A 13,649-nucleotide genomic window follows, 5' to 3' on the forward strand; every position below is an offset into this window, starting at 1 on the left:
GCGTCGAGGGGAATGGAAACTTGCTGCGGTGTTCCTGTCGTCGGGGTCTGATTCATCGGCGCTGCCATCAGGTTGCGGCAGGGCGAAGACATGACGCGGAGCAACGGCGCGGAAATGCCGAACGCAAAGCGGCACACCGGGACACCCCGCCCGTGGACGTTATCTGTCGCGGCAGGTCTCCTGGCTTGCGGGTCAATGCTTCAGTCCGTCTTCCCGAGGCGCACCTCAGTGACATGAATGGACGTCCGCTCGCCGCCTACAGTTGCGGGGGCAGCTCCGGCTTCAGGCGGTGATCGCCCTACCGAATTCCCTCTTAGCTCCAGACTTTAGCCTGAAGAACCACGATGACGAAGCAATGTAGCATGTTGGTTGAAGGGTCAAGTTTTCATCTCAAGAAGTAGAGAGCGTTGTCGGCATCAAACGCATGAACAGCGCTCATACGTCAGTGAGACAATACCATTTTTAGTCAGTAGCCCGTTCGGGCATACCTTTCGCAAGAATGACTTTGAACCGAACGCGGCGCTTACGGCGATCGATTGGGAAGTGGGACGACGGATGACGATAGACAGCACTTTCACTTTTTCGATCAGGAGCATTCCCTTCGATGAGGACTATCGCCCTGCGGAGAGTACGCGCGCCACGACGAATTTCGCCAATCTGGCACGAGGCGAGAGCCGTCGAGAGAACCTGCGTAACGCATTGCGGATGATCGACAACAGGTTCAATGCGATGGCGCATTGGGACAATCCATTACGGGATCGTTACTCCGTCGAGATCGAAATCGTATCCGTGGAAATGGGCATCGGGTCATCGGCAGAGACCGAAACCTTCCCCATCATCGAAGTCCTCAAAACGAACATCGTCGATCAAGCGACGAAGGAGCGTATCGAAGGCGTCGTCGGTAACAACTTCTCTTCCTATGTCAGAGATTATGATTTCAGTATCCTGCTGCCCGAGCATAACATGAACAAGGACGCTTTCAGCGCACCTGACGACTTCGGCGATCTGCATGGGAAGCTGTTTCAGGCGTTCCTGAAGTCAGAAGCTTACAGGGAGCATTTCAGCAAGCCGCCGATCATCTGCCTGAGCGCCTCCAGCACCAAGACCTATCATCGCACCGACAATCAGCATCCGATCCTTGGTATCGAATACAGGCAGAACGAATTCTCGCCGACGGATCGATACTTCGAGAAGATGGGATTGCGGGTTCGCTATTTCATGCCGCCCAACAGCGTCGCGCCATTGGCATTCTATTTCATCGGCGACCTGCTGACCGACTACACGAATCTCGAGCTCATCAGCACCATCAGCACGATGGAGACATTCCAGAAAATCTACCGCCCGGAAATCTACAATGCCAATTCAATTGCGGGCACGTGCTATCGCCCGAACCTGAAGCACTCGGACTATTCGCTTACCCAGGTCGTCTATGATCGTGAGGAGCGCAGCCGCCTTGCCTTAGAGCAGGGAAGATTTGCCGAGCAGCATTTTATCAAACCGTTCAAGACCATCCTCGATGCATGGTCCGCCAACTACGTCGTCCGTTAATTCGAAAGCATAGGATCATTCCGATGAAGTCACTGTTGCCCCCGTCGACCGCTGGCAGCCTGCCAAAGCCCTCCTGGCTTGCAGAGCCTGAGAAGCTTTGGTCTCCCTGGAAGATGCAGGGTGACGAACTGATCGAAGCGAAACAGGACGCCCTGCGTCTGGCGCTGGAGGACCAGCTTCGGGCTGGCATCGAGATCGTCAGCGATGGGGAGCAGACCCGGCAGCATTTCGTCACGACGTTCATTGAGCACCTCGACGGCGTCGATTTCGAAAAACGCGAGACCGTCAGGATTCGCAATCGCTATGATGCGAGCGTCCCGACGGTCGTCGGAGCCGTGTCCCGTCAAAGGCCGGTCTTTGTCGATGATGCCAAATTCCTGCGCCAACAGACGACGAAGCAGATCAAATGGGCTCTTCCAGGCCCAATGACCATGATCGATACGCTCTACGACAGTCATTACAAAAGCCGCGAGAAGCTGGCTTGGGAGTTCGCCAAGATACTCAACCAGGAAGCAAGAGAGCTCGAGGCGGCAGGCGTCGACATCATCCAGTTCGATGAACCCGCATTCAACGTGTTCTTCGATGAAGTGAACGAATGGGGTGTCGCTACGCTCGAAAAGGCGATCGAAGGCCTGAAGTGCGAGACCGCCGTGCACATCTGCTATGGTTATGGCATCAAGGCCAACACCGACTGGAAGAAGACGCTTGGATCGGAGTGGAGGCAATACGAGGAGGCGTTCCCGAAACTCCAGAAATCGGGCGTCGACCTGGTGTCATTGGAATGCCACAACTCGCATGTCCCGATGGATTTGATCGAACTCATCCGTGGCAAAAAGGTGATGGTTGGCGCTATCGATGTCGCAAGCCACACCGTCGAAACGCCGGAAGAAGTAGCGAACACACTAAGGAAGGCTCTCCAGTTCGTGGATGCAGACAAGCTTTATCCTTGCACCAATTGCGGCATGGCACCACTTCCGCGTCATGTGGCCACAGCGAAGCTGCGTGCACTCGGTGCAGGCGCTGACATCATCCGCAGGGAGCTTGCGGCCTGATGCCGATCGACAACTTCTCGATTGAATGGCTGACTGATGACGCACAGGCCGCCGTCCGGGCTGAAGCGAGGACCTTCTGCCTGCGGATGATCAAGAACGTCTACGGGATCGACTACACTCCCGCCTGGCATTCTGACCTGGATTCGCTGTTGCTGGCGCAGCCGGACAACTGGTTCTCCCTCGAAAGGCAAGGCAGTTTTCTCGTTGTGCCGGACGGAGATGGACATATCATTGCGACTGGCGGTCTTTACGCCCTCGAAAACAAACCTTCCACGAAGGAGGGCTTACGAAATCGCGACGGCGACGGCGAAAAGGTATGTCAGATTGTCCGCGTGTACATAGAGCCGTGCGCCCGTCGTAAAGGGCTTGGCACAAAGATTGTGGCAGCCTTGGAGAGCCGGGCATCCGAGTTTGACTACACCTCGTCCTACCTCCATGCTGACGCTCAGACACCGGAAACACTCAGCTTCTGGAGAAGCCAGGGCTACACGGCGTTTGGCCATTTCTCCTATCCGTCCGACCGTGGCACTGACACGAGCGTCGATTTCGATAAGACGTTGCGCTGGGAACGCTGACGGAAACGGACACCCGCCTTGTCTATCGATTGCTCTATGGCCAACACGGCATGTCGTCCCCATTATCCACAGGTTGCACGGGATAAGGCAACAATTTTTTGCCTGAAATCACGCTAAGCGTTGACGCAATTTTTGCTTGGTCTACTATATCTAGTGTTCGAGGTTCTTCCGATTCGCGTCGGGAGCTAAGACGGGAATACGGTGCGTGATGTCCATTCTGGACGGAGCAATGCCGGAGCTGCCCCCGCAACTGTAAGCGGCGAGCATTCTCTCAAACTGCCACTGAGGCCGCAATGCTTCGGGAAGGCGAGATGGATGCGACGACCCGTGAGCCAGGAGACCTGCCTCAAACAGGAACGTCCACGGGCGGGGTGTCCGAAGGTCGCGTTTGCGTGCGGGATGATCCTGCGCGTGCGCTTCCCCTGGTCTCCGCATCAACCACTTCGGGGTGAAGTCAATGTCGCATCATTTTAGTCAGTATCCGCGTGAATAGCGGGCGGTAACGCCCGTAGCTGAGTCCGGCTGCCATGCATCCCAGAATCTCCCGAACAGGTGTTCCCAACGCCTGATCGATATCGCACGCCCTAAACAAATCTCACGAGGATCATCATGACCATTACCGTTTACAGCAAGCCAGCCTGCGTCCAGTGCACAGCAACCACCCGCGCTCTGGACCGCCAGGGCATCGACTACACCGTCATCGATGTTTCCGAAGACACCAATGCCTATGATTTGGTCCAGGGACTTGGCTATCGTCAGGTTCCCGTTGTGGTGGCTGGTGAGACCCATTGGGCAGGTTTTCGCCCGGATATGATCAGCACGCTTGCGGCCTGAACCAGAGCAATGGGCCAGATCGTCTATTTCTCCGGCCGGTCGGAAAACACCCTTCGCTTTGTCGGACGGCTGGGGATGAGTGCGCGGCGCATTCCCCTCAGTCTCTCCGAGAGCCTTCAGGTCGAAGCCCCCTATGTTCTGATCCTGCCCACCTACAGCGGAGAAGGCGGAAAAGGGGCCGTTCCAAAACAGGTGATCCGCTTTCTCAACGATGAGGAGAACCGCGGAAACATTCGTGGCGTGATCGCCGCGGGCAACAGCAATTTTGGCGAGACCTATGGGCTCGCGGGTGACGTCATCTCGAAGAAGTGCCAGGTGCCGTATCTTTACAGGTTCGAGCTTCTGGGAACCGACGAAGACGTCGTTAACGTCATACACGGATTGGAACGATTTTGGACGCAACGACTTTCGAAAAGCCTTTGAAGACATCGGAATCCGAACTGGATTTCCACGCCCTCAACGCGATGCTCAATCTTTATGACGAGCAAGGAAAAATACAGCTCGACAAGGATCGGCTTGCCGCCAAGCAATATTTTCTTCAGCACGTGAACCAGAACACGGTCTTCTTTCACAATCTGCGAGAAAAGCTCGATTATCTGGTGACCGAGGGCTATTACGAGCGAGAGGTGCTGGACCAGTATTCGTTCAATTTCGTGCGGGATTTGTTCGATCGTGCGTTTGCCAGGAAATTTCGTTTCCCGACATTTCTTGGCGCGTTCAAATATTACACCAGCTACACCTTGAAAACCTTTGACGGGAAGCGGTATCTCGAACGCTACGAAGACCGCATCTGCATGGTGGCGCTGGCACTTGCGCAAGGCAACGAAGAACTTGCCAAGGATATGGTCGATGAGATCATCGCCGGCCGCTTCCAGCCCGCGACGCCGACATTCCTCAATGCGGGAAAAAAACAACGTGGCGAACTGGTGTCGTGCTTTCTGCTGCGCATGGAAGACAACATGGAATCCATTGCACGTGGCATCAACTCCGCGCTCCAGCTTTCCAAGCGCGGCGGTGGCGTGGCCTTGTCACTGACGAACATTCGCGAGGCTGGAGCGCCGATCAAGCAGATCGAAAACCAGTCATCTGGCATCATTCCCGTGATGAAACTGCTTGAGGACAGCTTCTCCTATGCCAACCAGCTTGGTGCGCGTCAGGGTGCGGGTGCTGTTTACCTCAACGCCCACCATCCCGACATCATGCGCTTTCTCGACACCAAGCGAGAGAATGCCGACGAGAAAATCAGGATCAAGACCCTATCGCTCGGTGTCGTCGTGCCCGACATCACCTTCGAATTGGCGAAGAACAACGAGGACATGTACCTGTTTTCGCCCTACGACATAGAGCGTGTCTACGGTGTACCGTTCACGGAAATATCCGTGACTGAGAAATACCGGGAGATGGTGGCAGACAGCAGGATCAAAAAGAAGAAGATCAAGGCCCGTGACTTCTTCCAGGTGATCGCCGAGATACAGTTCGAGAGCGGTTATCCGTACCTCATGTTCGAGGACACCGTGAACAGGGCGAACCCGATTGCCGGACGCATTTCCATGAGCAATCTTTGCTCGGAAATTCTGCAGGTCAGCGACGCCAGCGAATATAATGACGACCTGTCCTACAAGGTGATGGGCAAGGACATTTCCTGCAATCTCGGTTCATTGAACATCGCTGCTGCCATGGACAGCGCCGATTTCGGGAAAACGATCGAGACCTCGATCCGGGCGCTCACGGCGGTTTCCGATATGAGCCATATTTCCTCCGTGCCGTCGGTGGAGAAAGGCAATGACGACAGCCACGCCATCGGTCTTGGCCAGATGAACCTGCATGGTTATCTCGCCCGCGAGCGCATCTTTTATGGCTCTGATGAAGGCATAGATTTCACGAACATGTATTTCTACACGGTCACCTATCACGCCATCCGGGCTTCGAACCGGATTGCGACCGAACGCGGCATCAGCTTCAAGGGCTTTGAGCACTCGAAATATGCCTCGGGCGAGTATTTCGACAAATACACCGAACGCGATTGGCTCCCTGCGACGGAGCGGGTGCGCGAACTGTTCGTAACCGCAGGAATCGCGATCCCAACGCAGGAGGATTGGCTTGCCTTGAAGCAAGCGGTCATGACCTCAGGCCTCTATAACCAGAACCTCCAGGCCGTGCCACCGACAGGTTCGATTTCCTACATCAACCATTCGACCTCTTCGATCCATCCGATCGTTTCGAAGATTGAGATACGCAAAGAGGGCAAGATCGGCCGCGTCTATTACCCTGCCGCCTTCATGACCGACGATAACCTCGAATATTACCAGGATGCCTACGAGATCGGCCCGGAAAAGATCATCGATACTTATGCCGCGGCGACCCAGCATGTCGATCAAGGTCTCTCGCTGACGCTGTTCTTCCGTGACACCGCGACGACGCGCGATATCAACAAGGCGCAAATCTACGCGTGGAAGAAGGGCATCAAGACCATTTATTACATCCGCCTTCGACAGATGGCGCTGGAAGGCACGGAAGTGCAGGGTTGCGTGTCATGCGCGCTGTGAACAAGAACGCTTCGAAAGATCAACACATGAACATCGCCGTCAAGCCCGCCAGTCGCATCCGCGCCATTAACTGGAACCGCATCGAGGACGACAAGGACCTCGAAGTCTGGAACCGCCTCACCGGCAATTTCTGGCTGCCGGAAAAGGTGCCGCTTTCCAACGACATTCCGTCCTGGGGCACGCTCAAGCAGGAAGAGCAGCAGCTCACCATCCGCGTCTTCACTGGTTTGACGTTGCTTGATACGATCCAGAACGGCGTGGGCTCAGTTAAACTGATGAGCGATGCCGCAACACAGCATGAGGAGGCAGTTCTCTCGAACATTTCCTTCATGGAAGCTGTCCACGCACGGTCGTACTCGTCGATCTTCTCGACATTATGCTCGACGCCGGATGTCGATGACGCATACCGTTGGTCGGAGGAAAACGAATTCCTGCAAAGGAAATCCGCACTGATCATGCGGGAATACGACAGCGGCGATGCGTTGAAGAAGAAGGTCGCCTCCGTATTCCTGGAAAGCTTCCTGTTCTATTCCGGCTTTTATCTTCCGATGTACTGGTCGAGCCGCGCCAAGCTCACCAACACCGCCGACATGATCCGCCTGATCATCCGCGACGAAGCTGTGCACGGTTATTACATTGGCTACAAATTCCAGAGAGCAGTAGAACGCCTACCTGAACAGAAGCGTCAAGAGATCAAGGACTTCGCCTTCGATCTCCTTCTCGAACTCTACGACAACGAAGCAAAATACACCGAAGCGCTCTACGACGGCGTCGGCCTGACGGAAGACGTCAAGAAATTCCTGCATTACAACGCCAACAAGGCGCTGATGAACCTCGGCTACGAAGCGCTGTTTCCAGCGGAAGCCTGCAAGGTAAATCCGGCAATTCTATCCGCGCTTTCACCGAACGCCGACGAGAACCACGACTTCTTTTCCGGCTCTGGCTCGTCCTACGTGATTGGCAAGGCGGTCGCGACAGAAGATGAGGACTGGAATTTCTGAGGGATCGAACCCCGCCGCGACATCGAGATCGTCGCTAGTAGCCAATGTCTTGATGCCGCGACCTGATCAGCGAAGAATTAAATTGGTCTCGTTAGAATCGACGCTGAAACTAGCAGTTCGTCGGTGACTGCGAATGACAGCTTTTGGCGCTTCTGCGCCATGAATACCGTCCAAAGTCGGTCATCACGTCACCTCCGATTGCCTAAAGCAAACTCCAAATCATAAAGCCGAGCATCCAGCCGACAGAAAATATGAAGATGGGGCGAAATATATAAAGCCGCTGCCAATTCGTGAGATTGAGGTATCTAACGTGTATCTTTTGATCGACCTTGAGTCGATCAATCCCGCTGTCGACAGTGAAATCTCCGCCATTGTCCCTGTAGAATCTGTACTCCAAAAACTGAACCATCACCTGATTGCAAAATAGCAGAGCAGTCGCTGCGAGCGTTGCGGATATAACCATGATTTCCAGAACTATCACTGCTTCATACCCTTTTCTGAAGGGCCGTAATTGGCCATTGTGGACATATGAGTGTTTCAAGCAAACGTTGAGCTAAGCTTTTCCAAGTCAACTGGCATTCAAATTTGGAGATCAAATGAAAAGACATCTACCAAGTGTTTTAGGCGGCATCGCCGCTGGCCTATCATCGTCGTTTGCAGGTGCTTTCGACGCCCCATTTTGGGTGTTATGCATTGCGGCGGGATGCGGAGCTTTCGCGGGAACCTACCTCGGGCAGAAGCTCGCCGGCTAAAGGAATCCGTCAAGGGCACAATGTCCGCAGTTGGCGCAACGCGGCCAAGGCAGCAATTGGCCCGGAGGACACATTGAGATGCGGAACCGGTCGGCCCGCATCCCATAATCGAAGGGACGCGTGTCACCACCGTTTTTGCACAAGTCCCCCAAATGGAGCAGAAGCGTAAGACCCTGCGGCAGGCCCATACCAATAACGCTGGTAGCGCCTGGGCTTGAATATCCATGTTTGACCTGTTGTGGGCATCGATAGCCGAGACTATCTTGATATTACGGCTTTAACGCTGCGGCATTCTGCACACTGGAGCGCCTTTGTGGTGAATATGATATTCTTCGGGCCTCCATACGCGGGTAAGGCAACCCAAGCTACCCTGCTGGAAAGTGCCAGCGGAGCAATTTACATATCCTACCAATCGCTGATTAACGACGCATTCGCCGCAGATACTGAACTCGGACGGCAGGCTCGGCAAGCCATCGATTCCGGGCGAGCTATTCCCGACAACGTAGTTATTGGACTTGCCCAACAGCGGCTGACTCTTCAACCAACTAGCAAAGAATACATTCTAGCCGGAATTCCGAGAACAATCATCCAGGCCGAAGCGCTGCAAGATATGCTTGCACTTATCGGAAAACCTCTTGATCTCGCGGTTTTTTTCGATCTCGAGTTCGAAGTCATGATTTGTCGGGCAACGCAGCACGATGCAGCCGATAGAGTTCCTATAGGCGCGAGACTATCGACGCTGAAAATCAATTTCGATCATTTCAAGCTAGCGATAGGTCCGCTTATGGATTTTTACGAGAACATCGGAAAAAGTCTCCGTGTAAACGCCAATCTCTCTCGTACGGATGTCGCTGCAATGATCGCAGCGGGCGTCGCTACCTTATAGACCTGAACGGCCGGATTCTTTTCTTGTCTAGAGCTTCGATTAGCTCAAAGAGCCTGCCGTCATTTATCTTCTGCAGTCGGCGCATCTCTGTTGAGGAGGATACGGACAGGCACCGTATCAAGGTCCGCAATCAATGCAGGGCTGCTGCCTCAATAGAAAATCAGGCTGCATAAGGCGGATTTTAACGTTCCAAACAAAGCTATTTGAAGATTGCTTCCTTATACCGCTAAGCATGAGCAACTTCGGACTGGTCATGATAGCTTCATCTAGCATCGTATTTCTAGCCACGGGCGGACATACGTTGGTGCCGCGCGAGCTTTGGGATTCTACTTGCAACATTAAAGGCAATGTCAGCATCAATTCCCAGGAGCGAATTTACCACGTTCCCGGTCAGCTCGACTACGCCTCCACCACGATCAGGACGGAATATGGCGAGCGTTGGTTCTGTTCAGAAGCCGATGCCCGTGCCGCTGGCTGGCGAAAGGCTGGCAGGTGAGCGACAGTATGTGGGGATGCGGGTGAGCTTGTAAGAGGACGTTTTTCCAGGTATGCAATCGTTGTCGCGTTAACCGTCGGGCTTCCTTTTGCTTACCTTTGTTATCTAATCGCTACTGACGACCGCAAGGACCCGGCACGCGTTGCCTTCATTATGAACATCAAAAAACTGCCGCGGTCGGTTCGAGATATCGAGTGTTCAGCAACTGCCATCACCGACCTAATCGTAACTTGCGCGTTTAGAATTGACTCTGATGACTTTCAAAGTCTCGTGAGCGGATGGCAGTTCACGAGTAACAGTGTCTCCGGTGACGGAAGAGACTACGGTACGGACGCAAAGTGGGTCCATCTTTCGAGGCGGCGCTACGGTACTCTGTCTATCCAGAGAGCTTCAAAAGGGGTGGACGTGTCGATCTTGTGACCAATATAGACCAGACTTTGGTCGTGGCGAACCGATACGAGGAGTGAAATCTGCAATGACCGCTTCTGGCGCTTTTGAGCTATGACGGCAGTCGGCCCAGAAGGGGCATGGTTATGGAATCTGAGATCAAGGTGAAAATAGCACGCAAAGTCGGCCTCCTTACAATGGGGTTGCTACTTTCGACATCGATCGTCTACGGAGGCTTAATTGCTGTAGCGTCAAAACAACAGGCGAAGGGCGTAATTTCGGACGTAACAATATATTTGGATCATCCGATCCTTTCGAGCGGAGGGACAGTGATGGTGCTGCCCACTGAGGTCGGGAAGGAAGTCTGGGCGCAGCAGCAGGGGCTAGAGAACCCGGCTGAGGGAGATCGCGTGCTTGACAATGTAAGGCCGACCCAGAGTTCGGATCGCCGACTGGGCGTAATCGTCTTTGCGCCGGTGAGCGTTGTGCGTTTCCATTTTCCACGTGGCGGCAACTACAAGTTCGCCTTCGCGCCGCTGGATCGAAGCAAGGCATCCGACCTAGAAGGCCGCACCAAGCTCTTACGACACGGTGAAGGCACGGATGTCGATCCGAGGACCGGCAAGGATGTGCATCAGCCGCGTATTATAACCGTCCACGTCATGGGGACGGAAGCAAATGAAGAGAAAAGCCTCGACGCCGATACAGGGACGAAGTTCGTGGCGCTGGAGCACTACTACACGTGCCGAAAGTTCGAGCAGGCGGTTGCGTGTGATGCGTCTTCTGATCGAGATGAGAGACCATAAACATGGACTGTAACGTTGGCACAGGAGCACCACGCATGTCGATCCTACGGTCGTCCGCTTGTGGCGCAAAGCTGTCGATAAAGCATATCGGCTCTTGCCCAAGGAGGCAGAGTGCAGTGTAAAGCTGGCAGGACATACCAGCTATGGCCGCATAACCTAAACAAATGACATCCGGTACACCCGTGGCGGTTCACCCCACAGCCTCGGCAGCGCATATTATGAATTACCCGACGATACACGTTATTGCTTGTTTCACACTTTGCCCCATCATTCCTGCGCCAATCATTAGCGCAGTCATACTGCTCGCCGACCTGCCGAAGTTCATGAGCACTTTTGATTGGTACTTTTGGCTCCCAATCTACGTGGGGATTACCCTCTGGGTCGCGGTATGTGCACTTGTTTTTTATGGAGTGCCGTCTCTCATGCTGGCGGTCGCCTACGCAACGCTGCAACTGAGGCGATGCGCAAAGCATGTATTTTTTGTATCTCTGTCAGGCGGCGCATTGGCGTTCCTGTTCAATGGCCTGTTTCTACCGCCGTTTCATGAAATTGCAGCTTTCATTCTCGGGCTGGTGACGTCCTTATTGGCCGCACTCGTCGCACTTCCAAAGCACACTACTTTAGGTTATGACCAATGAAAGTGAACTTGTTCTCCAGCGGGGCATCACGACGGCAACTGGCGTACAGGCGACGTGATGCCACCACGGAGCCATTTCCGCTCGCAGGCAGGAGCGATGACGCACTTTAGACCGAATATAGGCGCAAAGCGGCAGTCGCCTGTCGAGCCAACGTAGACTACGGATGTCCACTGGACTCAATCTCTCCTTTCTGAGCCAACAAAATCTATAAATGCTCTCAGCGGCGCGGGCATGAACCTGCGGGAGAAATATAGGCTGAGACCGTCGAAGGTCGTCCACCACTCCGGCAGAATTGGTTCGAGGTCGCCAGAAGCGAAGTAGGGCTGCAACCAGTTTTCGAACGTATAGATGAGGCCACGGCTGGATCGGGCGAAATCAATTGCGGCGGCGGCATCCCCCCACGACCAGCCGTCCCTGTGGATCGACCGTGAGTGCTTCGCCCTCCCTTTCGAACTCCCAGAGCACATAAGCCCCGCTGGAGAATCTAAGTCGGATGCACTCGTGATCAAGCACATCGCTTGGATGCTGAGGCCTTCTTCGACCTGCAAGGTACGATGGACTTGCGGCAAGTGCGCACCTTTGCCTGCGCGGACCCAACGGTACGGCGATCATGTCTTGAGCGAGATGCTCGCCATAGCGAATGCCTGCATCACATCCGGCGTCCACGAGCCTACCTATGCAGCAAGAGCCTCAGCCACTGCCCCGGCAAGCTGCGGTAAAGCCCAAGACATATCGGGCGAAGAGAATGGGCCGAGAGTACGGCGAACGCAAAAACTGGTGGTAACACCGCATGACAACAGGAAAGCGCTGCTAGAAATGGCAGCGCTTTTTTCACATCAGCGCCATAGGTGTCCGAAGCCCAGATAATGGCACCGGCATCGTGTGCGTCGCCTGTGAAGTTGCCCAATTGAGCCGACAGTTGCTTATCCAACACTCACTTCATGCGCGGTAGCGATACCAAATGCTGCCGCTGCGAGTGCAAAGGCAACAAAGAGGAAAAGATGGCATCGCCCAACGAGGGTTAAAAAGTATGCTTTCATTTCCTCGCCAAATATCCCGATTTTCAGCAGAATCCGGTCACCAGCGTTGTGGTCTTTATTCGAAAAAAGATCGCTTTCCCAAAGAGGTCCAAAGTCCTTTCGTCGGCTGAGACGGATGAACATGACGAGTTGAAGGCATGTTGCGCACAAGATCGCGATGCCGCCACACAATATGAAGCCTTCTCTCAACGGTTTACTTTCTCTGTTATCGAAGCCAGCCCACCCAAATGTACCCGGGTACGACACTTTGCTCAACCTACTAAAATATCAGAATGCAAGTGCTCGTTGCAACAGCAAGTGGAGATGCTGCATTCTCGATCCAAGCAGCCAACAATTCTCGTTGCGTTAGCTTCGGTAGTCCTTGGGATGCCGGTGGGGCGATGATCTCGTACAGCACACAAATTCAGAGTTTGTAGAAATAGACCGTGCCTCTGCGATGAGGGCGGTAGCCTTGGAAGCGTTTGAGTATGGGAATTTGCAGTCGCTCTTGTCAGAGAATGACTGCTCTTGATTAGTAATGTCTATGATCGCGCTCGGCGTAAAGGATGCGAATTCAATAGCAACCCAGTCTCACGACCGCAATTGGCGCGATGCGGAAGCCAGCGTGCGATCCGGAGGAGACATAGAGATGCGAAACCGGTCGGCCCGCATCCCATAATCGCTGAATGCGTATCACCAACTCTTTTGCAAAAGTTCGCCTGATCGAGCGCAGGCGTAGAAACCTGCTGTGGGTCCATATGCGTGGGTCGTTGCTAGAGCGAATGCAGGACGCGCGCCATCTTCGGGTGAGTGCACCGCTCCGTAACCTGTCATATCAGTCGATGTGAGACCGGGGTCCACCGCGTTGACTTTGATCCCTTCCCGATCCAGCTCCTTCGCGAGCTTGACGGTCAACATGTTCAGCGCAGTCTTGGAGGCGCAGTATCCGCCAAAACCGACCGTCCATGTTTCGCTGCGCATGTCCAGGGCGTCTGTCAGCGAACTCAGTCCGCTGCTCATCATGACAATCCGGGCCGCTTTCGATTTGCGCAACAACGGCAAGAAGCCTTGAGTGACGCGCATTACCCCGAATACGTTCGTGGTGAACA

At 54.2% G+C, this 13,649-nt stretch carries 14 protein-coding genes and 2 riboswitches; of the genes, 11 read left to right on the plus strand and 3 right to left on the minus strand.

From position 1 onward, the window contains the following. Window positions 1-152: 152 nt before the first annotated feature. Window positions 153-359: riboswitch (cobalamin riboswitch) on the minus strand. Between the two features lie 196 nt (window positions 360-555). The 11 genes from RQI55_RS23060 (at window position 556) to RQI55_RS23110 (ending at window position 11,521) form a co-directional block, all read left to right on the plus strand. Next, entirely contained in the window at window positions 556-1,548 is a 993-nt protein-coding gene (locus RQI55_RS23060; protein ID WP_155399038.1) for a DUF1852 domain-containing protein, read from the plus strand. 23 nt (window positions 1,549-1,571) lie between these two features. Beyond that, on the plus strand, window positions 1,572-2,600 hold the full coding sequence (locus tag RQI55_RS23065) for a methionine synthase (protein ID WP_042620155.1): 1,029 nt from the start codon (window positions 1,572-1,574) through the stop codon (window positions 2,598-2,600). Beyond that, the gene (locus tag RQI55_RS23070) at window positions 2,600-3,175 is read left to right on the plus strand and encodes a GNAT family N-acetyltransferase (protein ID WP_311273605.1); all 576 of its coding nucleotides are present in this window, start codon (window positions 2,600-2,602) and stop codon (window positions 3,173-3,175) included. Before RQI55_RS23065 ends, RQI55_RS23070 begins: the two co-directional genes overlap by 1 nt. A 143-nt stretch (window positions 3,176-3,318) precedes the next feature. Further along, window positions 3,319-3,539: riboswitch (cobalamin riboswitch) on the plus strand. A gap of 245 nt (window positions 3,540-3,784) precedes the next feature. Further along, window positions 3,785-4,009 carry a glutaredoxin-like protein NrdH gene (nrdH, locus tag RQI55_RS23075; protein WP_042620157.1) on the plus strand — a complete coding sequence of 75 codons (225 nt, stop codon included), beginning with the start codon at window positions 3,785-3,787 and terminating at the stop codon, window positions 4,007-4,009. Window positions 4,010-4,018: 9 nt separating this feature from the next. After that, a complete protein-coding gene (gene nrdI / locus RQI55_RS23080; protein WP_042620158.1) occupies window positions 4,019-4,432 on the plus strand; it encodes a class Ib ribonucleoside-diphosphate reductase assembly flavoprotein NrdI in 414 nt (137 codons plus the stop codon). After that, entirely contained in the window at window positions 4,402-6,555 is a 2,154-nt protein-coding gene (gene nrdE, locus RQI55_RS23085) for a class 1b ribonucleoside-diphosphate reductase subunit alpha (protein WP_042620159.1), read from the plus strand. Before nrdI ends, nrdE begins: the two co-directional genes overlap by 31 nt. A gap of 26 nt (window positions 6,556-6,581) precedes the next feature. Further along, window positions 6,582-7,556, plus strand: a complete 975-nt coding sequence (gene nrdF, locus RQI55_RS23090) for a class 1b ribonucleoside-diphosphate reductase subunit beta (protein WP_042620186.1) — start codon at window positions 6,582-6,584, stop codon at window positions 7,554-7,556. Between the two features lie 990 nt (window positions 7,557-8,546). Beyond that, the gene (locus RQI55_RS23095) at window positions 8,547-9,194 is read left to right on the plus strand and encodes a nucleoside monophosphate kinase (protein ID WP_155399039.1); all 648 of its coding nucleotides are present in this window, start codon (window positions 8,547-8,549) and stop codon (window positions 9,192-9,194) included. Between the two features lie 232 nt (window positions 9,195-9,426). Then, on the plus strand, window positions 9,427-9,690 hold the full coding sequence (locus RQI55_RS23100) for a hypothetical protein (RefSeq protein WP_042620160.1): 264 nt from the start codon (window positions 9,427-9,429) through the stop codon (window positions 9,688-9,690). A gap of 533 nt (window positions 9,691-10,223) precedes the next feature. Continuing rightward, window positions 10,224-10,883: a hypothetical protein gene (locus tag RQI55_RS23105; protein WP_311273606.1), complete on the plus strand. Its 660-nt coding sequence runs from the start codon at window positions 10,224-10,226 to the stop codon at window positions 10,881-10,883. A gap of 164 nt (window positions 10,884-11,047) precedes the next feature. After that, a complete protein-coding gene (locus RQI55_RS23110) occupies window positions 11,048-11,521 on the plus strand; it encodes a hypothetical protein (protein ID WP_062442053.1) in 474 nt (157 codons plus the stop codon). 375 nt (window positions 11,522-11,896) lie between these two features. Here the strand turns inward: RQI55_RS23110 and RQI55_RS23115 are convergent, their stop codons facing one another. From RQI55_RS23115 to RQI55_RS23125, 3 genes are all read right to left on the minus strand, one after another. Further along, a complete protein-coding gene (locus RQI55_RS23115; RefSeq protein ID WP_236728032.1) occupies window positions 11,897-12,133 on the minus strand; it encodes a LysR substrate-binding domain-containing protein in 237 nt (78 codons plus the stop codon). A gap of 311 nt (window positions 12,134-12,444) precedes the next feature. Next, complete coding sequence (locus RQI55_RS23120; protein WP_155399041.1) at window positions 12,445-12,750, minus strand: hypothetical protein; 306 nt, start codon at window positions 12,748-12,750, stop codon at window positions 12,445-12,447. Between the two features lie 483 nt (window positions 12,751-13,233). Continuing rightward, window positions 13,234-13,649: SDR family NAD(P)-dependent oxidoreductase (locus tag RQI55_RS23125; RefSeq protein ID WP_311273607.1), on the minus strand; the 416-nt coding region annotated here is incomplete at its 5' end.

Source organism: Rhizobium sp. WCS2018Hpa-16, from assembly GCF_031843705.1.
Lineage (GTDB): Bacteria > Pseudomonadota > Alphaproteobacteria > Rhizobiales > Rhizobiaceae > Agrobacterium > Agrobacterium tumefaciens_C.

Excerpts from the sequence above, each read along its gene's own strand:
- RQI55_RS23060 (WP_155399038.1), top strand. The coding sequence starts at position 556 with ATGACGATAGACAGCACTTTCACTTTTTCGATCAGGAGCATTCCCTTC.
- RQI55_RS23065 (WP_042620155.1), top strand. The coding sequence starts at position 1,572 with ATGAAGTCACTGTTGCCCCCGTCGACCGCTGGCAGCCTGCCAAAGCCC.
- RQI55_RS23070 (WP_311273605.1), top strand. The coding sequence starts at position 2,600 with ATGCCGATCGACAACTTCTCGATTGAATGGCTGACTGATGACGCACAG.
- nrdH (WP_042620157.1), top strand. The coding sequence starts at position 3,785 with ATGACCATTACCGTTTACAGCAAGCCAGCCTGCGTCCAGTGCACAGCA.
- nrdI (WP_042620158.1), top strand. The coding sequence starts at position 4,019 with ATGGGCCAGATCGTCTATTTCTCCGGCCGGTCGGAAAACACCCTTCGC.
- nrdF (WP_042620186.1), top strand. The coding sequence starts at position 6,582 with ATGAACATCGCCGTCAAGCCCGCCAGTCGCATCCGCGCCATTAACTGG.
- RQI55_RS23100 (WP_042620160.1), top strand. The coding sequence starts at position 9,427 with ATGAGCAACTTCGGACTGGTCATGATAGCTTCATCTAGCATCGTATTT.
- RQI55_RS23105 (WP_311273606.1), top strand. The coding sequence starts at position 10,224 with ATGGAATCTGAGATCAAGGTGAAAATAGCACGCAAAGTCGGCCTCCTT.
- RQI55_RS23110 (WP_062442053.1), top strand. The coding sequence starts at position 11,048 with ATGACATCCGGTACACCCGTGGCGGTTCACCCCACAGCCTCGGCAGCG.
- RQI55_RS23115 (WP_236728032.1), bottom strand. The coding sequence starts at position 12,133 with ATGATCGCCGTACCGTTGGGTCCGCGCAGGCAAAGGTGCGCACTTGCC.